Here is a 23,258-nt window from a genome sequence, read left to right on the forward strand (position 1 = left end):
GCATTCGGCTGGTCATCTGCCCGACGTGCGCAGGAGCAACTCTCAGCGGTGCAGGGCCTCGCGCAGCGAGACGCGGGCGCCCATGCGCAGCAGCGCGTTGGAGTAGATGCGCGACCCGATCACAATCACCACCATTGTCGACAGGGCCAGCACGACCAGGGAAAGCACGGGCTCCCACCATTCGGCCTGGCCGAGGAAGATGCGCACCGGCATGCCGACCGGGGCCGAGAACGGAACGTACGACATAATCGCCAGCACGAACGGGTTGTCGTTGAAGAAGACGACCATAAAGTAGGGGATCATCACGAGGAACAGCACCGGCGAGGTCGCCGAGCCCACGTCTTCCTGCCGGGACACCATCGACGCCGTGGCCGCGTAGAGTGCGGCGAGCAGTACAAATCCGAAGGCGAAGAACACGGCAAACCAGACGATGGCCGGGCCGACTTCGGCCAGCAGCACCCGTTGACCGGTCACCGCCAGGCCGATGGACACGAGCAGGCCGATGGACACGATCTGCCCGAACGCCATCAGGCTGTTGCCGAGCACCTTGCCGGCGAGCAGAGCCCGCACCGAGATGGTCGACATGAGAATCTCGACGATGCGGGTCTGCTTCTCTTCGACCACGCTCTGGGCGATCGTCGCGCCGAAGGTCGTCGCCGACATGAGAAAGATGATGCCGAACCCGATGGCAACGAGGTAGGCGAGAAAGCCGTCTTGTTGGGCTGGGTCGAGAATCTTCAGGTCTGGGCTCACACTGAGCGTGCCGAGCACCTCGCGCGGCGCTGAATCCAGGGCGATCACCGTGATGCCGAGCCGGGAATCGGCATTCGTCGACGGCACAACGGCCGCATCGACCGTGCCGGCGCGCACGAGCGCTTCGGCGTCGGCGACAGTGTCGGCCTCCACGATGTCGAAGGCTTCGGTTTGTTCGACAACGCCGAGGGCGGTGCCCACCACCGCGACCTTGGTCAGGCTCGGGTTCTGGCTGACGATGCTGCCGACGATGACCGATGCCATGGACAGGAGCAGCAGAATTCCGGTGGCGATGAGAAAGGATCTACTGCGCAGTCGTGCCGAAATCTCGCGGTTGGAGATCAGCCAGACGCCCTGGGCGAAGGTGGGCGCGGTGTGCACCGGGCGGGTGGCGTTGGTCACGAGGTGACCTCCTTGAAGATGGTCGCGAGGGTGGGCCTCTGCTGGCTGAAGGTGTGTACCGCGCCGAGCGCGACCGCACGGTGCAGAACGTCCTGGCTGGCGGTATCCGTTTCAGCTTCGAACACAGCGAAGTCGCCGTCGAAGTCTATGACGGTGATGCCGGGCACCGTGCGGATCCAGCCGGTGTCGCCGGCGGTGCGAATCTCAAAGCGCGGGCTACCGTGCTGCTCGCGCAGGGCGTCGCGGGAGCCGTTCGCGCGGATCTCGCCGTCGGCGATGATGACGAGGTCGTCGCAGAGCCGTTCGACGATGTCGAGCTGGTGCGAGGAGAACAGCACGGGTGCGCCCTGCGCCGCGAAGCCGGCGAGCACGCTCATCACAACCTCCACCGCGAGCGGGTCGAGGCCGGAGAACGGCTCGTCGAGCACGAGAAATTCGGGGTCGTGCACGAGTGCGGCGGCGATCTGGGCGCGCTGCTGATTGCCGAGCGAGAGGGACTCGACGGTGTCGCGGGCGCGCTCGCCGAGACCGAGGCGCTCAAGCAGATCGGCGGTGTTGCGGCGAGCGGATGCCGGCGACAGCCCATGCAGGCGGGCCAGGTACACAAGCTGCTCGGCGACCTTCATCTTTGGGTAGAGGCCGCGCTCTTCGGGCATATAGCCGAACCGGCGGCGGTCGCTCGCGGTTACCGGCACTCCGTCGATGAGCACGGTGCCGGAATCGGGAGAGAGCACACCGAGAATGATGCGCATCGTCGTGGTCTTGCCGGCGCCATTCGCGCCGACGAAGCCGGTCATGCGGCCGTCGGCGACGGTGAAGCTCACGTCGGTGAGCACCTCCCTCATGCCGTAGCGCTTGTTGACGCCCCTGATATCGAGCATTGCCGCCCCTTCGTCGCCGGTAGTCTCACGCTAGCGCGATCGACGGCAGCTGTGCCGACGTTCCAGCGCCGACGTTCCAGCGCCGACGAGATCATCCATCGAGATAGCCGTCGTGTTGGGCTCATCAAGACGATTCCACTGGTACGTGTACGTGCTTCCCGCGTCCCGGTTTGTTCCCGCATCACCGGTCAATACCTGTCCTGCTCCGACCTCACCGGTGGTGGTGGCCGGGCCTGTCAGCCGGGCCCCAGCAACTACTGCGTGCGACGCGATGGCGTGCCTCCGGCCGCATTATCTGCCGGACCGGGCTCGAGCACGACTCGGGCGTCATGAGCGGATGCCTCGGCCTCGGTCCACAGCCCCACCACACGCCCAGCCAGCTCGCCTTCAAGCCCTGCGAGCGATCGCACAACGAAGATCACTGCGGCGGCCGGTACGGCGGCTTTCGCAAACCCGTGCCCGATCGCGCGCACCCAGGTCTCGGCCGCGGACTTCGCCGCGGCGTAATTCGCACCGCCCGCAGTGGGGTTGTCGACCGAGACGCTCGAGACGATTGCGAGTCGCCCAGCCGACGAGGCCAGCAGGTCGGCGTTGAATGCCCGGGTCGTGTTGCGCAGCGTGGAGATCACGTGCGCGTGCAAAAAATCCCAGTCCTCGTCGGTCTGGCCGGCGAGACCGCCGCCGCCGCGCCATCCACCCACCAGATGAATCAGCCCGTCAATGGGGCCGTGCAACGCCGATACCTGTGCCGCAAGAGCAGTTACCGCGTCGAAGTCGGCGAGGTCGCACTCGAAGACCGCCGCTTCGGGTGCGACCTGGAGCACCGACTGGAGGCGGGCGAGGTTGGAGCCGACGGCGATGACGCGCGCACCGGCATCCGATAGCGATGAGGCGACGGCCAGACCGGCCGTGCTGGTCGCCCCGGCTATCAGCACGGTGCGGCCGGCGACGGCCGGACTGACGCTCATTAGTCGACCGCGCTGCCGGTGATGCCGGCCGTCGAGTCGATGACCGCTCGCATCTTTTTCTCGAGCGCTTCGAAGAACATCGACAACGGAAACTCATCGTCGAGAACCTGGTCTGTGTAGCCCTTGGGCGCTCCGGCGAGCACCTCGAGTGGCAGCCCACGCGCCCAGCTCGACGCCGGGTTCGGCGTGAGGGTCTTCGAGATCATCTCGTAGGCCGCGAGCCAGTGCGCCTTCTTGGGCCGGTCGATCGACGCCCAGTAGAGCTCGTCGATCTGTGCTCCGAGTGCAATGACAACCTCGGGCACGGCTTCCCAATCAAAAGTGAGCCGGGTGTCGGTCCAGTGCAGCACTTTGTGCTGGTGCATCCAGGCGAACAGCAGCTGACCGCCGAGGCCGTCATAGTTGCGCACCCGGTTGCCGGTTATCGCGAACCGAAAGATACGGTCGAAGATGACCGTGTACTGCACCAGTTTGGCGTGGCGGCGGGCCTCGGGGCTCGCCAGTTCGCTGCGCTCGATCGTGACCGACTCGCGAAAAGCGGTCAGGTCGCAGCGCAACTCCTCGAGCGAATAGAGGAAGAACGGCATGCGCTGCTTGATCATGAACGGATCGAACGGCAGATCCCCTCGCATGTGCGTGCGGTCGTGAATGAGATCCCACATCACGAAGGTCTCTTCGGTCAGGTGCTGGTCGTCGAGCAGCTGGGCCGCGTCGTTGGGCAGCTCAAGCCGGGTGATCTGGGCGGCCGCGCGCACCACCCGACGAAAACGGGCGGCTTCGCGGTCGGCGAAGATCGCCCCCCATGTAAACGTCGGAATCTCGCGCATCGCGACCGTTTCGGGAAACAAGACGGCCGAGTTGGTGTCGTAGCCGGGGGTGAAGTCGAGAAAACGAATCGGCACGAACAGTTTGTTCGTATAGCCGGCTTCGAGTTCGCCGATGAATTCCGGCCAGATGACCTCGATCAGCACGGCTTCGACCAGTCGATTGGCGCTGCCGTTCTGGGTGTACATCGGGAACACCACCAGGTGCCGCAGCCCGTTCACACGGAGTTGCTGCGGCTGAAAGGCCATCAGGGAATCGTAGAAGTCCGGCACGCTGAATCCATCGGACACCCAGCGGTCGAAGTCCAGGACCACGGCCGCCAGATACGCGGCATCGTGCGTGAACTGCGGCGTGAGCTCGACGATCGCTGTGGTGATGAGCGAAACGGATGCCGCGGCCTCCGTGTGCCGCTGGGCGTCAGCAATCGACCCGTCTTGCGACTGGAGGGCCTGCAGCGTGGTCGCCGCGGCCTTCAGTCTCAGCCAGGACGCATGCTGAGCGAGGGTCGTGCCGCCGTCTTCGAGAACCTCGGGCTCTCCGACCAGAGCGTTAGCTACGTGTGTTTTTTCAACAGATATCGACATGGGAACCTCCCGTTCTCGTGAGTGCCGCGGTTGCGGCGGGCGTGCACGCCGAAGCGTTCCTTCAGAATATCGGGCAGTGCGCGGCGTTTTCTTGCGATTTGTCGCAACGAATAAGGGCTCCAACCGGGTTTAAGCGCTGAGAATCGCCGTTTGGTCGCGGATTCACGGTAGATGCCCTACTCGCCGATCAGGCGCAGACCGTTGTACCAGCACACCGCGCGCAGCCAGTCGTCGTCAAGCCGCGGCTCCCTGTCACGCAGCCGTTCGAGCGACTCCAGCTGGTGCGCGTACGGGTACGGGATGTTGGGAAAGTCGCTGCCCAACACCACCCGGTCGGGCAGATCGGCCAGCCGTGGCAGCAGAGAGGGGTCGAACGGCGCAAGCTGCTCGAAAAAGTCGGTGAACACCATTGTGGTGTCGAGATGCACCCAGGGGTAGCGCTCGGCGAGATCAAGAAACTCGCCGTACTCCGGGGCGCCGAGGTGAGCGACGACGGCCATCAGGAGCGGATGCCTTGCCAATACTCCCGCAAGATTGTCCGGTCCGGTGATTCCCGGCCGTGCGACCGGCCCGCTACCGACATGGATCACCACCGGGATCGCGGCGTCGGCCAGCAGCCCCCAGACCGGGTCGAGTAGGGGTTCGCGGAGGTCGAACGCCCCGATCTGCGCGTGAACTTTGAACACCCGAGCGCCACGGTCGAGGGCGGACTGCACGTGGTCGAGCACGCCCTCTTCCGGGTAGAACGTGGCGCTCGGCACGCAATCGGCGTGCTCCGCGGCCAGATTGAGCGAGAAATCGGTCAGGGATGCCGCCATCCCCGGGCGATGCGCATAGGACAACGCGGTGAAGCGGCGCACACCGAGGCGACGAATAGTCGCCAGCCGCACATTCTCGTCGTCGCGATACTGTATCGGCCACTCCCGACCGATCAACGTCTCGATCTGGTCGAAGTGCGCCCACACGCGCCGCAGCATCCGCTCGGGTAAGAAATGGGTGTGCAGGTCTACCAGTCCGGGCAGGCCGAGGCCGCGCCACCAGGCCGGCACGTCGTTGTCTGTATGCATCGTTCCCCGTAATTTGCCAGCGTCAATCTTCTTTGCTCGACCATCCGGCGACAGCTAGCTCAGGGCAGGAATAACTTCGCGCTCGAACAGCTCGATGCCGGAACGGTCGTAGGCCGCCTCGGGAAAGTAGTGGATCGAATAGCCGAGGCCGCGCTTCTTCATCGCGGTCAGGCGTTCGACGACTTGTTCGGGGTGCCCACCCCTTGGGCGCTGCCGCTGCGATAGTCGGCCATGAATTTCTCGCCGCCCCCGGCGATCCAGATCGGGATGCCGCCCTGCTGCAACGGGAGCGGCCGAAAAATGGCACCATGCGTGCATTTGATAATGCATCCCGTCGAGGGTGGCGGTGCCCGCGCGCCAGGCCTGCTTCATGATTTGAACGTCCTCGTCGAGGCGGGCGAGGCGCTCGCCCGCTCGGGGAAACCCGTGGCCATAGGCCCGCCACTCGTGTTCGTACCAGCCGGCGCCGATGCCCATCTCGATGCGCCCGCCCGAGATGATGTCGGCCGTCGTGGCGACCTTGGCCAGGTAGCCCGGGTTGCGGTAGCTCATGCAGGTGCACATCTGGCCAAGGCGCACCCGGGTCGTGGTGGCTGCGAAGGATGAAATCAGCGACCACGCCTCGTGGGTGGCCGGCTCGCTCGGTACCGGCACGGTGTGAAAGTGGTCGTAAACCCAGATCGACTCCCAACGGCCGGCATCCGCGTGGGCGGCGAGACCGCTCATCGCGGCCCACTGCTCGGCGGGGTCAATACCGACTAGATCGTGACGCCATCCTTGGGGAACGAATAGTCCAAATCTCATGCGATCAGCCTACGGGGGAAGCCTCAACCGGAGCCGGACGATACGATCGAGCTAGAGGGCCGCACTCGCCGGGCCGCCGAGACAGAGCATGAGGGGCACCGTGGATCTGCACTCCTTCGTCGGCATCCTCAGCGAGATTCTCACGCTTGTCGGCTTGATCATCGGCGGCATCCTCTTTGTCATCGGCCTGGCCGTGCGTGGCATCAGTGGCCACTGGGTGAAAACGGATGCCGTGATCGCGGCCTCCGCAACCGGCACGGTCATCCGCTGGTTCGACGACCTCGGCGACGTTCATGAATGCCCGGCGGCCACGCAGGAGACCCATCAGCTCGCCCCCGGCAGCGACGTCGTGCTGTGGTTTCGCCGGCGGACGCCCGATCGCTGCCGGACCCACGACCCCGACCTCGACGGCAAGGGGCTGCGCCTGACCGGACTCGTGCTGCTCGGCCTGGGTGTCGTGGCCGGCATCATCGGCATTGCGCTGATGTTCCTCTAGCGTTCAACTCGCGGACTGCGGCCCGAATGTCTCCTGCGCGGCCACGCGCCCGCTCGCAAGCGCCGTCACCGCGATCGTGACCAGTGCCCCCAGAATGAGCGCGGCCGCCTCGCCGGGCAACAGTAATCCGAGTTGGGTGCCGATGGTCGCGGCCGCGATGGGAATGCCGAGCTGGGCGGCCGAGAGCAGGCCGAGCGAGATCGGCAGGCCGAGGACCCGCGTGGTGGCGTGCGTCAGCAGGGTTGCCGCTCCGAGCACTAAGCCCAGCAGAATCATCTGCGGGTTGGCCCACAGCTCGGCGATACTCAGCGAGGCGCCGAGCCAGACGAAGAACAACGGCCCCAGAAATCCGTCGGCGAGGGCGAAGAGCTGCCGAGCGAGGCGGCGCGGCTCCCCGACCGCGGCGACGGCCAGCCCGAAGGAGAATCCGGCGAGCATGACCGAGACGTGGGCGAACTCGGCGACCGCCGACAGGGCAAACAGAATCGCCAGCTGAAGGCGCAGTTCGAGGGCGAACTTGCGCCGCTCCGAGAGCCGGTGCAGCCGAGACCTTGCGCCACTCTGCTCGAGGTGGTTCAGCACGAAATACAGCGCCACGGCGAGCAGGGCGATCAGGCCGGCACCGAGCGCGGCCCGCCCGGCATTCGGCGGGTCAATCGCGAGCGGCAACGCGACAATGGCGGCAATGTCGGCGATGGCCACCTGCGCGGTCAGCTCGAGCGCGCCGCGCCCGCGCAACCGCAACGAGCCGAGGATCGGCAGCACGAGCGCGGCCGATGACGAGGCGAGCAGCACGATGTAGAGCGGGGCGTGCTGGGTGCCAAAGAACAGGGCGATGGCGATGCCGAGCCCGGCCGCCGAGATCACGACAACGGCTGCCCGGGACAGGCCGGTCGCCAGGGCCGCCCGTATGGCGGTGCTGCGCATGGGCACGTGCGTGCCGGCCACGAACATCATCAACGCGAAGCCGACATCCGCTAGCAGTGTCAGCGTGGGATCGGTCGAGTCAACCAGGCCCAGGCCGGCCCGGCCGACTAAAATGCCAGCCACGAGCTGGCCGATCACGACGGGAATGTTCCAGCGCGGCGGCGTCGCCAGAAGCGGGCCAAGCATCGCCACCACCGAGATGACAGCGAGAGTCTGGAAGGTCATGGTTGTGAGCGTAGACCGCCGTGCGTGTACCCGTTGGGGCGCGCATGTTGCAATGATGGGGGTATGAGTCGAAGCGTCGCGGGAGCCCGCGTATTGATTACCGGAGCCGCCATGGGTATGGGCCGGCTGTATGCCGAGCGATGCGTCGCAGAGGGGGCGAAAGCCGTGATTCTTTGGGATCGGGATAGCGCCGCGCTCGCCGCGACCAGCGCCAATCTTAATGAACGCTCCAACGGGCGCACGCAGGTCGCCCCCTACGTCGTTGATATTGCCGATCTCGGCGCGATCGCGCAGACCGCCCAGCGGGTGCGCACCGAGATCGGTGACCCCGATGTTGTCATCAACAATGCCGGAATCATTCGTGGCAAGTATTTCTGGGAGCACGACAACGGCGCCGACACCCGCCCGACCATGCAGATCAACGCGCTCGCGCCGATGTACATCACCCGAGAGTTTCTGCCTGCGATGATTGCGAGCGCATACCGCGAGTCACGCATCGTGAACATCGCGTCGGCCGCCGGCACCCTCAGTAACCCGCGAATGAGCGTCTACGCCGCCTCGAAAGCGGCCCTGATCGGCTGGAGCGATTCGCTGCGGCTCGAACTCGTGCAGCAGGGGCACGGTTACGTCAAGGTGACGACGGTGTGCCCGAGCTACATCGACACCGGCATGTTCGAGGGAGCCCGGGGGCCGTTGTTCACCCCACTGATGACCCCGGAATACGTGGTTGACCGGGTCTGGCGGGCGATGCTCGCCGGCACGCCGCAGCTGCTGCTGCCCTGGACGGTGAACCTGTCCAAGGTGCTGCGCGGCGTGCTACCCCTGTCGGCGTGGGACGCCGTCGCCGGTCGGGTCTTCGGCGTGTACCGGTCGATGGATCGGTGGGTCGGTCGCGGGCAGATGACTCGCGAGTGATTGCCGCCCGTGAGGGTGATGGACTCAAGACAGGCAAGCACCGCCAGTGCACCATCTGCGCCCGCGTCAGCGTAGACGCGAGCGGAAACAAACGCGGACACCATCGCGACCACGCACCACCACCACGCACCGGATACGCTGCTCAAAGTCCTCGGAAATCGAGATGCGCTCACCGTCGACTGGGGACCATGATCGGCTTCGGCTGGGTCGTGCTGGCCGGTGTCGTGCAGAGCCTCGTCGTGCTCGTCGTCGGTGTCGGTCGCCGCGATCGGCCATGACGCCGACGAGCGCCTGCTCGGGAGCCGCGGGTCGCGCCACTCCCAGGGCCATCTACCGAACACACCTGCACCCAAAAAGAGCAATTTACCTGAGAATCCCTCGACTCTGGCTCATGGTTTTGGTAGAATGAAACCATGAGCCAGAGCGGCGACACCCCCGAGCCGGGCTCCGTCGATCCGTTCGTTGCGGCGTACGGATGCTCGCCAGTGTCGGTCGCGGAACGCCTCGAGTTCGAAACATTTTGGGCCCAGTGTGAAACCGACTGGAGGCACCACGACGCGGCTGATCTCGCCGCTGATCTCGCCGCTGATCTCGCGGCTGAGTTTGCGGCTGAGTTCGCGGCTGATGCCGCGCAGTATTCGGGGCTCACCGACCGCGAAGAGGCGGGTCCTGGGTTCGCCGATGACCTTCCTGACGACGCGGCCGACGACGCGGCGGACGACGTGGCCGCTGGCCTTGCCGCTGGCCTTGCCGCTGGCTTTGCCGCCGACTGGGCCGGTGACGGGAATTTGCTGCAGCGCCGTCAGGCGCAGTTTGTTGATCGTGTGGTGTATCTCGAGAGGGTCATCGCGTGGGCGCAAGCGAGCAAGGCGGAGGTTCTCGCCGACGCCTGGAACTACACGTCGAGTATCGCCGAGACCGGTCGTCCCCTGGCCGGTCCTGGCCGGGAGCACGATTGGGATGCCACCTTCGCCGCCCAGCAGGGGCTCATCGCCGAGATGGCGTGCGCGCTGCGTATCCCCTCCGGCACCGCATCCGGCCTGATCCAGCAGAGCCGGGCGCTGGTTGAATCCCGCCCGCTCACCCTCGACGCCCTCCGTCGCGGGCAGATCTCCCTCCGCCATGTGCGGAGGCTACTCGACCAGCTCGACTCCGTGCCGACATCCGTCCACACCGACCTTGAAGCGGTGCTGCTGCCACACGCGAAGAAGCTCACGGCTGCCCAGTTCGATGACAAGGCCCGTAAGATCCGCGAACGCTTCCACCCCGACAGCATCACCACCCGCCGCGCCCGGTGCCTGGCCGACCGCACGGTCATGCTCTACCCCGACAACGACGGTATGGCCACGCTGTGGATGCGCGCCGCCGGCGAGGACCTCCTCGCCATCTACCGCCGCGTCACCGACACCGCCCGCAGCCTGCAGGGCCCCGGCGAGTCGCGCACCCTCGCCCAGTTGCGGGCGGATGTCGCCGTTGACCTGCTCGCTTGCGGCGTCACCGAGACCGGTCTCGGCGCGGGTGTCGGCGCGACCGTGAACGTGACCGTTCCGGTGCTGACCCTGCTCGGTCGAAGCGACGAGCCGGCCGAATTGGAAGGGTACGGGCCGATCGATCCGCACACCGCCCGCAGGCTCGCCGGCACCGCGACAAGTTTTCTGCGCATCCTCACCCACCCGCACACGGGCATCGTGCTCGATGTCAGCGCAACCCCGTTCCGGGTGCCGGCCGCGTTGAAGAAATACCTGCAACTGCGAGATGGCACCTGCCGGTTTCCCGGCTGCAACCGCGCCGCCAGGCACAGCGACCTCGACCACACCCGTGATAAACAGTTCGGCGGCGCGACCAGTGCCACCAATTTGTTTCACCTCTGCCCGGCCAACCATAACCTCAAACACTTCAGCGCGTGGACCCCGACCGCACTGCCCGACGGCACCCTCCACTGGGTCAGCCCCGCCGGTAAGCACTACGCCACCGACCCCGCCACCCGCATCAGCCCACACCCCCACGACACCACCAGGAACCCTTCCCCCGCACGAGCCCCCGCTGCCCCGCCCGTGCGCGACCCGTGGAACTCTCCCTGCCACTTCGACGACCCCCACCCCCAACCGTTCTAAACGAGGCGGCGCCCCGATCACAGGTTGTTGGTCGCGAGCCAGCTGATCAGTACGCGCTGAAATTCGAGCGGATGCTCCACGCTCGGCAGATGGGCCGCGGCACGGAATGTGCATCCGCTCGCCTGCGGCAGTATCTCTAACAGGAATTCGTAGTGGGCCAGCGACGACGTGACGTCGAGCTCGCCCACGGTCACCAGCGCCGGAACGTCGATGTCACTGACCCTGTCGAATGCGGGCGGCTCAAGCGGAATCGAGATCGGGGCATCCATGGCGTGCACCACGTTGCGCAGGTTGAGTTCCTGCGCGAGGGTCAGAAAGGCCGAGTCGACATCGGCCGCCTTGCGGGTCGGTCCGACCGCCCAGAGCGCAACCTCGAGCCGGGCCAGCCGCGGCCATTGGTGGGCGGTGAACGCCGCATCCAGCTTGTCGAACAGGGCGTCCTCACGCTCGGTGAGCTCCACATCGGGAAACCCGCTCGGCCCTGACCCGATCGTGACCAGGCCGGCGACCCGCTCCGGGCTCTCCACGGCAAGGTCGATCGCGATCGTGCCGCCACGCGAGCACCCGATGAGGGTGGCGCGATCGACGCCGAGATGATCGAGCAGGGCCGTGGCATCCGCTCGGTTGGAGAATTCAACATTCTCGGTCGTCGTCTGGCCGAAACCGCGGGTGTCGAAGCGAATGACGTAATGATTCGCCGCGAGGGCCGCGACCTGGGGATCCCACATGCGCAGGGTCGCGATCCCGGCATGGATCAGCAACAGGGCTGGCGAGCCGGGGTCGCCCTGAGCCTCGTAGTAGAGGGAAGCGCCAGGAACGTCAAGTCGGGGCATGCAACGAGCGTAGCAACGCGGCGTACCCGCCCGAAAGAGCCGCGCGGGCCAACGGCCGGGCGAGGTCCTAGGCTGAGCATAATGGTCGGGGTTTTGGTTGGGTTTTCGATTATCGGATTTGTGATCCTGATCGGGTACTTCGTTGAGCGGTTCGGCATTATCGGGGAGGGCGCCGGTCGGGTGCTCAACCGCATGGCCTTCTTCGTCGCGACTCCCGCGTTGCTGTTCACCGTGCTCGCCCACGCGGATGTCTCGGTGCTGTTCTCCGAGTTCCTGGTCACCATCGTCTGCACCATCGCGGTGGGTGTCCTGCTCTACGTCGCCCTCGCCCGCCTGTTCTTTCGCACGCCGCTGGCCGATACGGTGCTCGGAGCGTCGAGCGCGACCTACGTCAACGCCAACAACATCGGGCTGCCCGTGGCTCTCTACGTGCTCGGCAGCGCCCAGTATGTGGCACCGGTGCTGCTGCTGCAGCTGGTGGTTCTGGCGCCGACCATTTTGGCGGTGCTCGATGTCACGACCCGCGGACGGGCCTCGTTCGTGGCGATCTTGACGCAGCCGTTTCGTAATCCGATGATTCTCGCCTCGCTCGCCGGGGTTCTTGTGGCGCTTTCCGGTACGACACTGCCGGACCCGGTGCTGGCGCCGTTCGAACTGATCGGCGGTGCGGCCATCCCCATGGTGCTGTTGTCGTTTGGCATGTCCCTGCACGGCCAACGCCTGCTCAAAGCCGGCACCGGGCGCAGACAGGTCGTGGCTGCCACCGTGATCAAGGTCGTGCTGATGCCGATCATCGCGTACCTGTTCGGGCATTTCATGTTCGACCTCGACGGCGCCGAGCTCTTCGCCGTGGTCGCCGTGTCGGCGTTGCCGACCGCTCAGAACATCTTCAACTTCGCATCACGCTACGACCGGGCTCTCGTCGTCACCCGGGACACCGTGTTGCTCACCACGATCACGTCGATGCCCGCTTTGCTCGTGATCGCCGCACTGCTTGCCTGACTCCAGAAAGGACCCCATGTCTGCTTCCAGCCCATTCACCGCACCCGAACCCACGAGTTTACCGATCCTGCACTCGACCGAGCGGTACTACCTGAACCGCGTCTATTGCGTGGGACGCAACTACGCCGAGCACGCCCGCGAGATGGGTGACGACCCCGACCGGGAGCCGCCGTTTTTCTTCACCAAGCCGGCTGACGCGGTGTTCGCCATCACCGAGGGTGTTGCCCCGCGCGGCGTTGCTCCGCACTTGGTTCCCTACCCGCCGGCGACCGACAACCTGCACTTCGAGATGGAACTTGTCGTCGCGATCGGCGTCGGTGGCGCCGACATTGCGGCAGCGGATGCCCTCACCCACGTTTTCGGCTACGGCGCCGGCGTTGACCTCACCCGGCGCGACCTACAGGACGCCGCCAAGGCCCTGCGTCGCCCCTGGGACCTCTCCAAAGGGTTCGATTTCTCTGGACCCTGCACCCCCCTCGTCGCCGCGAGCGCTATCGGCCATCCCACTGCGGCCCGCATCTGGCTCGACGTCGACGGCGAGACCCGCCAGGATGGCGACCTCGCGGATCAGATCTGGCCGGTGCCCGACGTGATCGCCGCTCTCTCTCGGTTCGTCACGCTGCGGCCCGGTGATCTCATTTTCACCGGCACGCCCGCAGGCGTCGGCCGGATCGAGCCAGAAAGCGTTGTCACCGCGGGCATCGACGGGGTCGCCGACCTCGCCTTTCGCGTGGCGTGATCTGAGGCCAGCGTCGGCTCAGGCTAGATCGGCAGCAGTGCGCCGAGGGCCGTCGTGGCATGACCGCGATGCTCGTCGAGTAGGCGAATGACGAGCTCGGCGTTGCCGGCGGCGAATGCGTCGACGATTGCCGCGTGCTCGTGTTCGACGCGCTCCCGGTTACCGGACTCTTCGTAGTAGAGCCGGCGGTAGGCCTCGGTTGAATCCCAGAGGGCCCGCAGAATGCGTTCGAGCCGGGGCAGCCCGGATTGGGTCACGAGCACGAAGTGAAATCGCCGGTTGGCTTCGTTCATGGCGAGCAGATCACCGGCCGCGTTGGCCCGTTCCACCTCGGCGCCGGCCGCGCGCAGATCGGCGAGCACCCGAGCGTTGCCGGCGGTGATCGTGGTGCGAACGGCCTCCGCCTCGAGCAGCTGGCGCAGTCGGTACACCTCGAGCAGATCGGCGAGCGACAGCTCAGTCACGCGGTAACCGCGATGTGGCTCGTGCACGACGTGCCCCTCGGATTCGAGCGTGTTCAGCGCTTCCCGCACCGGAACCCGGCTGACGCCGAGGCGTTCAGCCAGGTCTTCCTGCCGCAACGGCTGGCCGGGCACCAACTCGCCGACCGCGATCAGGCGCCGCAGCTCGCCGAGCACGAACGCAGGAACGGTCGGCGGCCGGGGGGTTCGCTCAGAAAATGGCATGCTCAATATCCTTTCTTCAGCAATCCAGGCGTCTCAGCGAAAGGCGGCGATGCCGGTGATGTGCTGACCGAGAATGAGGGTGTGCACCTCGTCGGTGCCCTCGTAGGTCCGCACGCTCTCCAGGTTGTTGGCGTGGCGCATCGGGGAATACTCGAGGGTGATGCCGTTGCCACCGAGCATTGCGCGCGCCTCGCGGCAGATGGCGATGGCTTCGCGGCAATTGTTCAGCTTGCCCACCGAGATCTGGTGCGGAGCGAGAGTGCCGGCGTCCTTGAGGCGGCCGAGCTGCAGCGCGAGCAGGGTGCCCTTGTTGATTTCGAGAGCCATGTTGACGAGCTTCTGCTGGGTCAGCTGGTAGCTGGCGAGCGGCTTGCCGAACTGCATCCGCTCTTGGGAGAATGCCAGCGCCGTGAGGTAGCTGTCGCGGGCTGCGCCCATGACGCCCCAGACGATGCCGTACCGGGCCTCATTGAGGCACTCGAACGGTCCGCGCAGGCCGCGCGCCTTCGGCAGCATGGCCGAATCGGGCAGGCGGAGCTCGGTCAGCTCAATCTCGCACTGAATGGAGGCACGCATCGAGAGCTTCTGCTCGATCGGCGTCGCGGCGAATCCTGGGGTGTTCGTGGGCACGACAAAGCCGCGGATCCCCTCATCCGTCATCGCCCAGATGATCGCGACCTGCGCGACCGATGCGAGGCCGATCCAGCGCTTGGTGCCGTTGATCACCCACTCGGTGCCGTCGCGGCGCGCGAAGGTGGTCATGCTCGCCGGGTCGGAGCCCGCGGTGGGCTCGGTCAGTCCGAAGCAGCCGATGACCTCACCGGCGGCCATGCGCGGCAGCCACTCGTTCTTCTGGTCCTCGGAGCCGTGCTTGTGGATGGCGCTCATCGCCAGCGATCCCTGCACGCTGACGAAGGTGCGTAGCCCGGAGTCGCCGGCTTCGAGTTCGAGCGCGGCGAGGCCGTACTCGACCGAGCTGCGCCCCGGGCAGCCGTAGCCCTGGAGGTGCATGCCGAGCAGGCCGAGCTTGGCCATCTGCGGAATGATTTCGAGCGGAAAGGCCGCCCTCTCGTACCATCCGGCGATGTTCGGCTTGATGGTCGTGTTGACGAAGGCGCGCACATCGTTGCGCAGGGCGATCTCGGTTTCGGTCAGGAGGGAATCGATGCCCACGAGGTCGGCAGCATCGGTGGGGTCGATTTCGGTCAGTTCGGCATTAGTGAGGACTGCAGTAGTCATGAGTCGTCTTTCGGTCAGTGGAGCGGATGATTACGGTCGGCTTTTCGAGATCAAGAAGGGTCGCGAGCTATCACGCGTCGAGAGCGCTCAGCGCGCCCTCTTTATTGAAGAACGTCGCACCGGTGTGCTCGCCGAGCAGGGGCGGCGGGCGCAGATAGCGCGCGGGGGTGTCGGAGAGCCCGATCGGGTTGGCGATTTGGCGGCTCACGCGGGAACCAGCGGCATCCGTGACCGGCACGATGGGGGCCAGGCCGAGTAGAGCGGCCAGATCGAGCGCCTCGGCGATCGAATTCACCTTTCCGGCGGGCACCCGCGCGGCCGACAGCCGGGCAGTCCACTCGACGGCCGGCCGCGTCTCGAGCTGTTCCTCGAGCATCGCCTTCAGCACAGCACGGTGCGCGAGGCGGCTTGCATTGCTGCCGAAGCGCGTGTCGGTCGCGAGTTCGGACACCCCGAGCACCTGAACGAGGGCACTGAACTGTTTGTCGGTGCCGACGGCGACCGCGATGGGGTCGTCCAGGGTGCGGAACGTCTCGTAGGGCGCGATGCTCGGGTGTGCGTTTCCGAGCCGCTTGGGGGCGACGCCGGTGGCGAGGGTGCTCGAGGCCTGGTTGACGAGCCCGGCGAGCAGAGAGGAGAGCAGGTTCACGTCGACCCGCTGGCCGCGGCCGGTCTCGTCGCGGGAGCGCAGCGCGGCGAGAATGCCGATGACCGCGTTCTGCCCGGTGAGAACGTCGACCAGAGCGACGCCGACCTTGCTCGGTTCGGAATCGGGGGAGCCGGTCACGCTCATGAGCCCGCCCACGGCCTGCACGAGCAGGTCGTAGCCGGGCAGTGCGGCGCCGCCGGTGCGGCCGAACCCGGTGATCGAGCAGTAGACCAGTTCAGGGCGCTCGGCTTTCAGCGTCCCGTAGTCCAGGCCGTACCGTTCCATGACTCCCGGGCGAAAATTCTCGATCACGACATCGGCACGCAGCGCGAGAGCGCGTGCCTCGGCCAGTCCGCGGTCGGTGCGCAGGTCACACACGACCGAGCGCTTATTACGGTTGACGCTGGCAAAGTAGCTGCCCATGCCGTTCTCGTCGACCGGTGGTACCCAAGCGCGGGTGTCATCGCCGAGCGGATGCTCAATCTTGATCACGTCGGCGCCGAAGTCCGCGAGTATCATCGTGGCAAATGGCCCCGCCAGCACGCGGGAGAAATCGGCGACACGGATGCCGTCGAGCGGCCCGGAACCGGGTGCCTCACTATCATTCCAACTCATCTGTATACTGTATCCAATTTGCTGGAGAAGCGGAAGAGCCAACTGCTCTCACCCGCCGTCTGTGGTCATCTGGTGCCTTTGTCTGCGCCCCCGTGGTCAGGGTTGGCCTCGGTTTTCAGCTCGCTACAGGGGCAAATGGTTAGTGTCTTTTGGCCACATGACCATATTTCTGCGAGACTGGCTCTTTGAGCTTGCCCGCATCCCGGGCATTCACGTCCTGTACGTCGGGCATCCCAACAAAGGAATCCCATTGACGGATCAAACTTTTCAGATAATTGCGATCGTTTTATATCTCGCTGGCATGGTCGCCATCGGGTACTTCGCCTTCCGGCAGACCAAAGATCTTGACGACTATATGCTCGCCGGCCGCGGCCTCAGACCCGGCACCGCCGCGCTGAGTGCCGGCGCTTCCGACATGTCGGGCTGGCTGCTGCTCGGTCTTCCGGGAGCCATCTACGTGTCCGGTCTCGTTGAGGCCTGGATCGCCATCGGCCTCACCATCGGCGCCTGGCTGAACTGGAAGTTCGTGGCACCGCGGCTGCGCTCGTACACCGAGGTCTCCAACAACTCGATCACCATCCCGAGCTTCTTCGAGAACCGACTCAAGGATACGTCGCGCCTGTTGCGCGTGGTCTCCGGCGTCATCATCCTGGTGTTCTTCACGTTCTACGTCTCTTCTGGCATGGTCGCCGGTGGTGTGTTCTTCGAGAACTCCTTCGGCTCCACATTCCTCACCGGCATGCTCATCGTCGGCGGCGTCACCCTGCTCTACACGCTTTTCGGCGGCTTCCTCGGCGCGACCCTCACCGACGTCGCCCAGGGAATCCTCATGCTCCTCGCGCTCGTCGCGGTGCCCCTCGTGGCCCTCGACGCGACCGGCGGAATCACTGCCACCCTCGACTCGATTCGCGCGTTCAAACCAGACCTGCTCTCCCTGACGGCGGGCGGATCCGTGCTGGGCGTCATCTCCGCAGCAGCCTGGGGCCTCGGCTATGTCGGCCAGCCGCACATCATCGTGCGTTTCATGGCCATGCGTACCCCGCAGGATGCCAAGGCCGGCCGCCGGATCGGCATCGGTTGGATGATCGTCACCGCCCTCGGTGCTGTTGCCACTGCCCTCATCGGCATCGCCTACTTCCAGCAGCACCCCGAGCTCACCCTGGCGAACCCGGAAACGGTGTTCCTGCTGCTCTCGCAAACACTGTTCCACCCGTTTATCGCCGGCCTCGTGCTGGCCGCCGTGCTCGCCGCCATCATGAGTACCATCTCCTCGCAGCTGATCGTCTCATCCTCGGCGCTGGTCGAGGACCTGTATAAAATCGTGGGAAAGAAAGACGCTTCGTCCAAGCAGATGGTTATGCTCGGCCGTCTCGGCGTGCTGCTCGTCGCGGTCGTTGCCGGGCTCATCGCGCTGAACCGCGACGCGACCATCCTCGAGCTTGTCGGCTTCGCCTGGGCTGGTTTCGGTGCCGCGTTCGGACCGGTGGTCATTCTCTCCCTGTACTGGAAGAAGCTCTCCACCTGGGGCACGCTCGCCTCCATGGTCACCGGCGCCGTCGTCGTCTTCATCTGGGGTAACTCCCCGCTGAGCGGCATCATGTACGAGATCGTGCCCGGCTTCGCCGCCAGCCTGCTGGTTGCCGTCGTGGTCTCGCTGGCCACGTACAAGCCGAACACCGAGATCGACGCCGAATTCGACGCCGCTGCGGAACAGGCCCATGCGAACTACAAGGTTCCCGAAATGGTTTCCGCCTAAGAGACACCTCGCACGACGGACACCTCGCACACCAAGGGCACCTGCCCTCGGCCAGACGGCCAGGACGGGTGCCCTTGGTGTTGGTGCGGGCTCAGCACAATCAGCGGGACCGGGGCTGTCTCTGCAACCAGGGGCGCAGCATCCGTGTCACCCAGGGCAGCACGAAGTAGGCCATCAGCGGCGTGAGAGCGAGGGTGGTCAGCAGTACCTTGAGGGCCGTCGCCAGATCGCTCCAGCCGGGCACGAGCCAGGTCACGAGCAGCGTGAAAATGAGGTTGACCGGAAAGAAACCTAGCCAAATGCTGATCGCCTGCTTCCACCGCGGCGGTGGCAGCAGTGCGGGGGTGCCGGGGGGCGCCTGCTGCACGGTGTCGAACCAGCCCTCGATGCCGGTGCGCTTCTCTACCCGGGCGTCGAGAACGAGGTCCGTGCCCGCTTCGAGCCACTCGGTGCGCTCGTCAGAATTCTCCCAGGCCTCCACACTGTCGCTGTTGGAGAAGCGATACAGCATGTTCCAGGTGGCGGAATCTTCGCTGTCGCGCACCCAGCCCGACCCGAGAAAGCCGGGATATGTGTGGGCGAGGTTGATGCCGAACTGCACCCACTCGCTCGCTTCGGTGAAACGCGCCGGATCGACCGTGCGGGTGATGGAAACGGTCACGGATTCTGACGCGGGCGGGGGTGGTACCGAAGCGTCGGGATCCGACTCTCGTGAAGTCATTGCCCCAGTATCCCTGATTGGCCTAGAAGATCATCGGGCGGTCGTCGTCATCGCCACCGAGGTCGAGGTCGACAAGCACCGGCACGTGGTCGCTCGGTGCGTCACCCTTGCGCTCGTTGCGGTGGATGCTGGCATCCGTCACCAGGTCGGCGAAGGCGGGCGACCCCAGGATGAAGTCGATGCGCATACCTTCGTTGCGCGGAAACCGCAGCTGCTTGTAGTCCCAGAAGGTGAACCCCTCCGGCACGATCGGCCGCACGACATCGGCCATCCCGGCGTCCTCGAAGGCGTCAAACGCCGCACGTTCCTCGGGCGAGATGTGGGTCGACTGGCCGGGAACGAAACCCGGGTCGCCCATATCCTCGTCGCGGGGAGCGACGTTCCAGTCTCCCATCATGGCCAGAGCGAGCGCAGGGTGGGCGGTGAGCTCCTCGGCCGCGTGCGCCTTGAGGGCGTTCAGCCAGGCCAGCTTGTAGGCGTAGTGCGGGTCGTCGAGCGACCTCCCGTTCGGCACGTACAGACTCCACAGTCGCAGGTCGTTCACGGTCACCCCGAGCGCGCGCGCCTCGAGTGGCTGGTCGGGGCCAACCGCACCTTTTTGGAAGCCGGGCATATTCGGAAAAGCGGTGACGACATCCGTCATCGGTTCACGGCTGGCAAAAGCCACGCCATTCCACTGGCTCAGGCCGTGAATGGCGAGGTCGTAGCCAGCATCTTCGAACGCCTGCGACGGAAACTGCTCGGGCTTGCACTTGATCTCCTGCATGGCGAGAACGTCGATGTCCTCACGTTCCATCCAGTCGACGACTCGCCCGGATCGGGCACGAATAGAGTTGACGTTCCAGGTGGCAATGCGCATGCCTCCAGCCTATAAGGGGCGAAGCGGATGCCGCCTCCGCGGTATGGGGTGCGGCCTCCCTCGTGGTGCGATTGAATAGACGCAAACTGAATAGGTACAAAACACCGACAGGCAGGAAGTTCACAATGACGGAGTTGCAGATTGGCTACGCGGCCATGTTGGAGCAGTTCGCACCGGCTGAGGCGGTCGCACTCTCGGCCTACGCCGAGGAACACGGCTTCACCGGCGTCATGGCGGCCGATCACTTTCAACCGTGGGTTCCGGCCCAGGGGCAGTCCAGCTTCGTCTGGAGCGTGCTCGCGTCGATCGCCGAGCGCACAACGGGCGACTTCGGTCCCGGTGTTACCGCGCCCACGTTTCGCTGGCACCCGGCCATGGTCGCCCAGGCCTCCGCTACCCTCGCGTCGATGTATCCCGGCCGGCACTGGCTCGGACTCGGCTCCGGCGAGGCCCTGAACGAGCACATCGTGGGTGGCTACTGGCCCGAAGCGCCCGAGCGCATCAACCGCATGTTCGAGGCCATCGAGATCATCTCGAAGCTGTTCGCCGGCTCGATCGCCGGCAAGGACGTCAAACACTCCGGTCAGTTCTTCAAGCTCGAGTCAACCCGGCTGTGGACCATGCCCGAGGTTGCGCCCGAAATTCTGGTCGCCACCGCCGGTCCGGTCACCGCCAAGCGCGCCGGCCGGCTGGCCGACGGCCTGATCACGGTCGGCGCCCCGCTCGAGAAAATCTCGATGCTGTTCGGCAAATTCGATGACGGTGCCCGCGAGGCCGGCAAGGACCCGTCGATCATGCCCAAGGTGCTGCAGTTGCACATGAGCTGGGCCGAGACCTACGAAGAGGCCATGACCAACGCGCTGCACGAGTGGCCGAACGGTGGCATGAAGTTTCCCAAGGGCGACATCCGTTCGCCATTTGAGTTCGAACAGATGGCCAAGCTCGTGCGCCCGGAGGACTTCGAAGGTCGCATGATCATCTCAGCCGACCCTGACGAGCACCGCAAATACATTCAGAAGTTCGTCGACCTCGGCTTCGATCGCATCTACCTGCATAACGTGGGCCGCAATCAGAAACAGTGGATCGACGTCTTTGGCGCATCCGTTCTGCCGAAACTCGTTCGGTAGATGCCGCACGATTCGCTGCCCGACGCGGCGGCCGCCTCGCGCGGGACCACGGAATTGTTCGGCCTCACGGTGTTCACGCTCGGTGGTTTCGGTGAGATCAGGGCCGGTGATGACCTCGCCAGTCTGATCGCAGAGGCAGCACAGTCGCGTCTGCTTGACGGCGACATTGTGGTCGTGACCAGCAAGATCGTCTCTAAAGCCGAGGGGCGTGCCGTCGCGGCTGCAGACCGGGAGCAGGCGATCACCGACGAGACCGTGCGCGTCGTGGCGTCGCGCGCGTACCCCGGCGGGGTCACCCGCATCGTCGAAAACCGGCAGGGCCTGGTGATGGCGGCGGCCGGCGTCGACACGAGCAACGCGCCGGCGGGTGTGGTGTTGTTACTGCCGGTTGATCCGGATGCGTCGGCACGAGCCATCTGCGCTGCAGTGCGCGAGCGCACCGGGCTGCGGCTCGGCGTGCTGGTGACCGATACCGCCGGGCGCCCGTGGCGCGAAGGCCAGACCGATATCGCCATCGGCGCCGCCGGGCTGGCGGTGCTCGATGACCTGCGCGGCACGGCGGATGCCTCCGGTCGCCGCCTCGACGTCACCGTCGCCGCAGTCGCTGACGAGATCGCCGGCGCCGCCGACCTGGTCAAGGGCAAGACCAGTGGCAATCCGGTGGCCGTGGTGCGCGGACTCGACAGGCTGGTCGGTGAGCTGGATGCCGTCGGCGCTCGGGCGCTGCAGCGGCCAAGCGACACCGATATGTTTCGCCTCGGCACGGCAGAGGCCTATGCCGAGGGCTTCGCCGCCGGGCGTGCTGCGGCCGGGTTGGGCTAGATCGAGATGGTGAGGGCTTGGATCAGGCCGCTCTCGGCGTCGAGCTCGAACCGGTAGTTCAGGTCGACGCTGTGGCCCGGAAAGTTACCCGCAACGCGGTTGACGACGGTCGTCGCCGACTCGTCCTTCTCGGTGCGCAGCAGGGTGGTCGTGTACTCGAACGCGGTGGCGGTGCCGGCGAGCCAGGCAGCGATGGCCGCCTCGCCCGTGTAGGTTTTGCCGTCATCGACCACAACCGCGTTCTCGGTGAATGTCTGTCTGGCGGAGGCGGGCTTGGCGCTTGCACTGCGTTCGAGGTAGGTGGTAATCGCCATGGGCAGCGCGCGGGACTGTGCGATGAGGGGCTGTGCAGTGAGGGGCTGTGCAGTGAGGGGCTCTGCAGTGAGGGGCTGTGCGGTGAGTGAATCTGACATGGGACCTCCTGGGTCGTTAATCAAACGTAATCGGGTCGACGGATGTGTGCACTCGACCCTCAAGGCTACCGCGCGCTGGGTGCGCCCGGCGTTGCCCACGATTGCATCGGGGTTGCAGCAGCCGCGCTGGTAGCGTTTTACCATGGACGAAACCCAGGGCGCCGTGAGCCGAATGGCGTCGCCGAACCCTGCCGCGCCGCGCTGGGCGGTCGTGGTGCCGGTCAAGGGGAGTCCGGGCGCCAAGAGCAGGCTGGGCGCTCTGCCCAAGCGGGCGGCACTCGCCGAGGCGTTCGCGCTCGACACGGTGGCGGCGCTCGTGGCGGCATTCGTTGTGGAGCGCGTGTTTGTGGTGACCGGTAGCACCCACCTCGGCGGACTGCTGGCGGGGCTCGGCGCGGTCATGGTGCCGGAGGCGCCGGGGGATGAAACGGGGCATGCCCGCTTGAACGCCGCGATCGCGCAGGGCATCGCTGCCGCTCGGCGCGCCTGTCCCGACGCGAATCTGGCAGTGATGACCGGGGATCTGCCCTCCCTGCGCCCGGCCGACGTCGAGACCGCGTTGTCGCTCGCCGCCTCACACCCGCGTTCGATGGTGCCCGACGCCGACGGTGTGGGAACGACGACCCTGTTAGCCCGCGCAGGGGTCACGTTCATGCCGCGCTTTGGACCCGGCTCCCGCGCCGCGCACGAGGCCGATGGACACATCGCGCTCGACCTCTCACCGACCTCGTCGATGCGCCGCGACGTCGACACCGCCGCCGATCTCGACGCTGCCCGGGCGCTCGGGCTGGGGCCGCACACGAGCGCGCTGCTGGCACTATCGAAGCGCTGACCCC

Annotated in this window: 22 protein-coding genes and 1 pseudogene; 9 read left to right on the top strand and 14 right to left on the bottom strand. The window is 65.9% G+C overall.

The genetic code is table 11. The features are described from left to right. Positions 1-42: 42 nt before the first annotated feature. The 6 genes and pseudogenes from LH475_RS08415 to LH475_RS08440 all read right to left on the bottom strand — a co-directional run bounded on the left by LH475_RS08415 (position 43) and on the right by LH475_RS08440 (position 6,284). Complete coding sequence (locus tag LH475_RS08415; protein WP_196843021.1) at positions 43-1,155, bottom strand: ABC transporter permease; 1,113 nt, start codon at positions 1,153-1,155, stop codon at positions 43-45. Continuing rightward, a complete protein-coding gene (locus LH475_RS08420) occupies positions 1,152-2,036 on the bottom strand; it encodes an ATP-binding cassette domain-containing protein (protein WP_196843022.1) in 885 nt (294 codons plus the stop codon). The genes LH475_RS08415 and LH475_RS08420 overlap by 4 nt, the downstream gene beginning before the upstream one ends. Positions 2,037-2,290: 254 nt before the next feature. Beyond that, entirely contained in the window at positions 2,291-3,004 is a 714-nt protein-coding gene (locus LH475_RS08425; protein WP_196843023.1) for an SDR family oxidoreductase, read from the bottom strand. Next, a complete protein-coding gene (locus LH475_RS08430; protein WP_297413429.1) occupies positions 3,004-4,413 on the bottom strand; it encodes a DUF6421 family protein in 1,410 nt (469 codons plus the stop codon). Before LH475_RS08430 ends, LH475_RS08425 begins: the two co-directional genes overlap by 1 nt. Before the next feature lie 176 nt (positions 4,414-4,589). Beyond that, entirely contained in the window at positions 4,590-5,480 is an 891-nt protein-coding gene (locus LH475_RS08435; protein ID WP_297413431.1) for an amidohydrolase family protein, read from the bottom strand. 54 nt (positions 5,481-5,534) lie between these two features. After that, positions 5,535-6,284 (bottom strand): annotated as a pseudogene (locus LH475_RS08440) (LLM class flavin-dependent oxidoreductase). A gap of 88 nt (positions 6,285-6,372) precedes the next feature. Between LH475_RS08440 and LH475_RS08445 the strand changes: the two are divergent. After that, entirely contained in the window at positions 6,373-6,780 is a 408-nt protein-coding gene (locus LH475_RS08445) for a DUF3592 domain-containing protein (RefSeq protein WP_196843026.1), read from the top strand. Between the two features lie 3 nt (positions 6,781-6,783). Here LH475_RS08445 and LH475_RS08450 read toward each other — a convergent pair whose 3' ends face one another. Next, positions 6,784-7,932 carry a cation:proton antiporter gene (locus LH475_RS08450; protein ID WP_196843027.1) on the bottom strand — a complete coding sequence of 383 codons (1,149 nt, stop codon included), beginning with the start codon at positions 7,930-7,932 and terminating at the stop codon, positions 6,784-6,786. 63 nt (positions 7,933-7,995) lie between these two features. Between LH475_RS08450 and LH475_RS08455 the strand changes: the two genes are divergently transcribed. Together LH475_RS08455 and LH475_RS08460 are read left to right on the top strand one after the other, a co-directional pair. Beyond that, the gene (locus LH475_RS08455; RefSeq protein ID WP_196843028.1) at positions 7,996-8,847 is read left to right on the top strand and encodes an SDR family oxidoreductase; all 852 of its coding nucleotides are present in this window, start codon (positions 7,996-7,998) and stop codon (positions 8,845-8,847) included. 413 nt (positions 8,848-9,260) lie between these two features. Further along, positions 9,261-10,961: an HNH endonuclease signature motif containing protein gene (locus tag LH475_RS08460; RefSeq protein WP_297413437.1), complete on the top strand. Its 1,701-nt coding sequence runs from the start codon at positions 9,261-9,263 to the stop codon at positions 10,959-10,961. 17 nt (positions 10,962-10,978) lie between these two features. On the opposite strand, the gene LH475_RS08465 is transcribed toward LH475_RS08460, so the two are convergent. Next, the gene (locus LH475_RS08465) at positions 10,979-11,794 is read right to left on the bottom strand and encodes an alpha/beta hydrolase (protein WP_196844671.1); all 816 of its coding nucleotides are present in this window, start codon (positions 11,792-11,794) and stop codon (positions 10,979-10,981) included. A gap of 81 nt (positions 11,795-11,875) precedes the next feature. On the opposite strand from LH475_RS08465, the gene LH475_RS08470 reads away from it, so the two are divergent. Together LH475_RS08470 and LH475_RS08475 are read left to right on the top strand one after the other, a co-directional pair. Beyond that, entirely contained in the window at positions 11,876-12,796 is a 921-nt protein-coding gene (locus tag LH475_RS08470) for an AEC family transporter (protein WP_196844670.1), read from the top strand. Positions 12,797-12,812: 16 nt separating this feature from the next. Beyond that, complete coding sequence (locus LH475_RS08475) at positions 12,813-13,535, top strand: fumarylacetoacetate hydrolase family protein (RefSeq protein WP_196844669.1); 723 nt, start codon at positions 12,813-12,815, stop codon at positions 13,533-13,535. Between the two features lie 23 nt (positions 13,536-13,558). Here LH475_RS08475 and LH475_RS08480 read toward each other — a convergent pair whose 3' ends face one another. The 3 genes from LH475_RS08480 to LH475_RS08490 all read right to left on the bottom strand — a co-directional run bounded on the left by LH475_RS08480 (position 13,559) and on the right by LH475_RS08490 (position 16,724). Next, entirely contained in the window at positions 13,559-14,221 is a 663-nt protein-coding gene (locus LH475_RS08480; RefSeq protein WP_196844668.1) for a GntR family transcriptional regulator, read from the bottom strand. A 33-nt stretch (positions 14,222-14,254) separates the two neighbouring features. Beyond that, positions 14,255-15,460 (bottom strand): acyl-CoA dehydrogenase family protein, encoded by a 1,206-nt coding sequence (locus tag LH475_RS08485; RefSeq protein ID WP_297413440.1) that lies wholly within the window; start codon positions 15,458-15,460, stop codon positions 14,255-14,257. A gap of 70 nt (positions 15,461-15,530) precedes the next feature. Next, a complete protein-coding gene (locus tag LH475_RS08490) occupies positions 15,531-16,724 on the bottom strand; it encodes a CoA transferase (protein WP_297413441.1) in 1,194 nt (397 codons plus the stop codon). Positions 16,725-16,974: 250 nt separating this feature from the next. Here LH475_RS08490 and putP point away from each other — a divergent pair, with 250 nt between their 5' ends. Further along, the gene (putP, locus tag LH475_RS08495; protein WP_297413512.1) at positions 16,975-18,480 is read left to right on the top strand and encodes a sodium/proline symporter PutP; all 1,506 of its coding nucleotides are present in this window, start codon (positions 16,975-16,977) and stop codon (positions 18,478-18,480) included. 100 nt (positions 18,481-18,580) lie between these two features. On the opposite strand, the gene LH475_RS08500 is transcribed toward putP, so the two are convergent. After that, positions 18,581-19,201: an antibiotic biosynthesis monooxygenase gene (locus LH475_RS08500; protein ID WP_196844664.1), complete on the bottom strand. Its 621-nt coding sequence runs from the start codon at positions 19,199-19,201 to the stop codon at positions 18,581-18,583. Positions 19,202-19,223: 22 nt separating this feature from the next. Next, positions 19,224-20,060 carry an exodeoxyribonuclease III gene (locus tag LH475_RS08505; RefSeq protein ID WP_196844663.1) on the bottom strand — a complete coding sequence of 279 codons (837 nt, stop codon included), beginning with the start codon at positions 20,058-20,060 and terminating at the stop codon, positions 19,224-19,226. A gap of 125 nt (positions 20,061-20,185) precedes the next feature. Here LH475_RS08505 and LH475_RS08510 point away from each other — a divergent pair, with 125 nt between their 5' ends. Next, the gene (locus LH475_RS08510) at positions 20,186-21,187 is read left to right on the top strand and encodes a TIGR03557 family F420-dependent LLM class oxidoreductase (protein WP_196844662.1); all 1,002 of its coding nucleotides are present in this window, start codon (positions 20,186-20,188) and stop codon (positions 21,185-21,187) included. Further along, positions 21,188-22,009 (top strand): coenzyme F420-0:L-glutamate ligase, encoded by an 822-nt coding sequence (locus tag LH475_RS08515; RefSeq protein ID WP_196844661.1) that lies wholly within the window; start codon positions 21,188-21,190, stop codon positions 22,007-22,009. Here LH475_RS08515 and LH475_RS08520 read toward each other — a convergent pair. Beyond that, positions 22,006-22,422, bottom strand: coding sequence for a nuclear transport factor 2 family protein (locus LH475_RS08520; protein ID WP_297413445.1), 417 nt, complete (start codon positions 22,420-22,422; stop codon positions 22,006-22,008). The two genes, LH475_RS08515 and LH475_RS08520, sit on opposite strands and share 4 nt — an antisense overlap. Before the next feature lie 142 nt (positions 22,423-22,564). On the opposite strand from LH475_RS08520, the gene cofC reads away from it, so the two are divergent. Further along, complete coding sequence (gene cofC, locus LH475_RS08525) at positions 22,565-23,254, top strand: 2-phospho-L-lactate guanylyltransferase (RefSeq protein WP_297413447.1); 690 nt, start codon at positions 22,565-22,567, stop codon at positions 23,252-23,254. The last annotated feature ends 4 nt before the right edge of the window (positions 23,255-23,258 follow it).

Source organism: Cryobacterium sp. (assembly GCF_026786305.1).
In the GTDB taxonomy this organism is placed as follows: Bacteria; Actinomycetota; Actinomycetes; order Actinomycetales; family Microbacteriaceae; genus Cryobacterium.

Excerpts from the sequence above, each read along its gene's own strand:
- cofC (WP_297413447.1), top strand. The coding sequence starts at position 22,565 with ATGGACGAAACCCAGGGCGCCGTGAGCCGAATGGCGTCGCCGAACCCT.
- LH475_RS08460 (WP_297413437.1), top strand. The coding sequence starts at position 9,261 with ATGAGCCAGAGCGGCGACACCCCCGAGCCGGGCTCCGTCGATCCGTTC.
- LH475_RS08435 (WP_297413431.1), bottom strand. The coding sequence starts at position 5,480 with ATGCATACAGACAACGACGTGCCGGCCTGGTGGCGCGGCCTCGGCCTG.
- LH475_RS08450 (WP_196843027.1), bottom strand. The coding sequence starts at position 7,932 with ATGACCTTCCAGACTCTCGCTGTCATCTCGGTGGTGGCGATGCTTGGC.
- LH475_RS08510 (WP_196844662.1), top strand. The coding sequence starts at position 20,186 with ATGACGGAGTTGCAGATTGGCTACGCGGCCATGTTGGAGCAGTTCGCA.
- LH475_RS08470 (WP_196844670.1), top strand. The coding sequence starts at position 11,876 with ATGGTCGGGGTTTTGGTTGGGTTTTCGATTATCGGATTTGTGATCCTG.
- LH475_RS08500 (WP_196844664.1), bottom strand. The coding sequence starts at position 19,201 with ATGACTTCACGAGAGTCGGATCCCGACGCTTCGGTACCACCCCCGCCC.
- LH475_RS08475 (WP_196844669.1), top strand. The coding sequence starts at position 12,813 with ATGTCTGCTTCCAGCCCATTCACCGCACCCGAACCCACGAGTTTACCG.
- LH475_RS08420 (WP_196843022.1), bottom strand. The coding sequence starts at position 2,036 with ATGCTCGATATCAGGGGCGTCAACAAGCGCTACGGCATGAGGGAGGTG.
- LH475_RS08490 (WP_297413441.1), bottom strand. The coding sequence starts at position 16,724 with ATGAGTTGGAATGATAGTGAGGCACCCGGTTCCGGGCCGCTCGACGGC.
- LH475_RS08445 (WP_196843026.1), top strand. The coding sequence starts at position 6,373 with ATGAGGGGCACCGTGGATCTGCACTCCTTCGTCGGCATCCTCAGCGAG.
- LH475_RS08520 (WP_297413445.1), bottom strand. The coding sequence starts at position 22,422 with ATGTCAGATTCACTCACCGCACAGCCCCTCACTGCAGAGCCCCTCACT.
- LH475_RS08465 (WP_196844671.1), bottom strand. The coding sequence starts at position 11,794 with ATGCCCCGACTTGACGTTCCTGGCGCTTCCCTCTACTACGAGGCTCAG.
- LH475_RS08455 (WP_196843028.1), top strand. The coding sequence starts at position 7,996 with ATGAGTCGAAGCGTCGCGGGAGCCCGCGTATTGATTACCGGAGCCGCC.
- LH475_RS08430 (WP_297413429.1), bottom strand. The coding sequence starts at position 4,413 with ATGTCGATATCTGTTGAAAAAACACACGTAGCTAACGCTCTGGTCGGA.
- LH475_RS08485 (WP_297413440.1), bottom strand. The coding sequence starts at position 15,460 with ATGACTACTGCAGTCCTCACTAATGCCGAACTGACCGAAATCGACCCC.
- LH475_RS08480 (WP_196844668.1), bottom strand. The coding sequence starts at position 14,221 with ATGCCATTTTCTGAGCGAACCCCCCGGCCGCCGACCGTTCCTGCGTTC.
- LH475_RS08425 (WP_196843023.1), bottom strand. The coding sequence starts at position 3,004 with ATGAGCGTCAGTCCGGCCGTCGCCGGCCGCACCGTGCTGATAGCCGGG.
- LH475_RS08515 (WP_196844661.1), top strand. The coding sequence starts at position 21,188 with ATGCCGCACGATTCGCTGCCCGACGCGGCGGCCGCCTCGCGCGGGACC.
- LH475_RS08505 (WP_196844663.1), bottom strand. The coding sequence starts at position 20,060 with ATGCGCATTGCCACCTGGAACGTCAACTCTATTCGTGCCCGATCCGGG.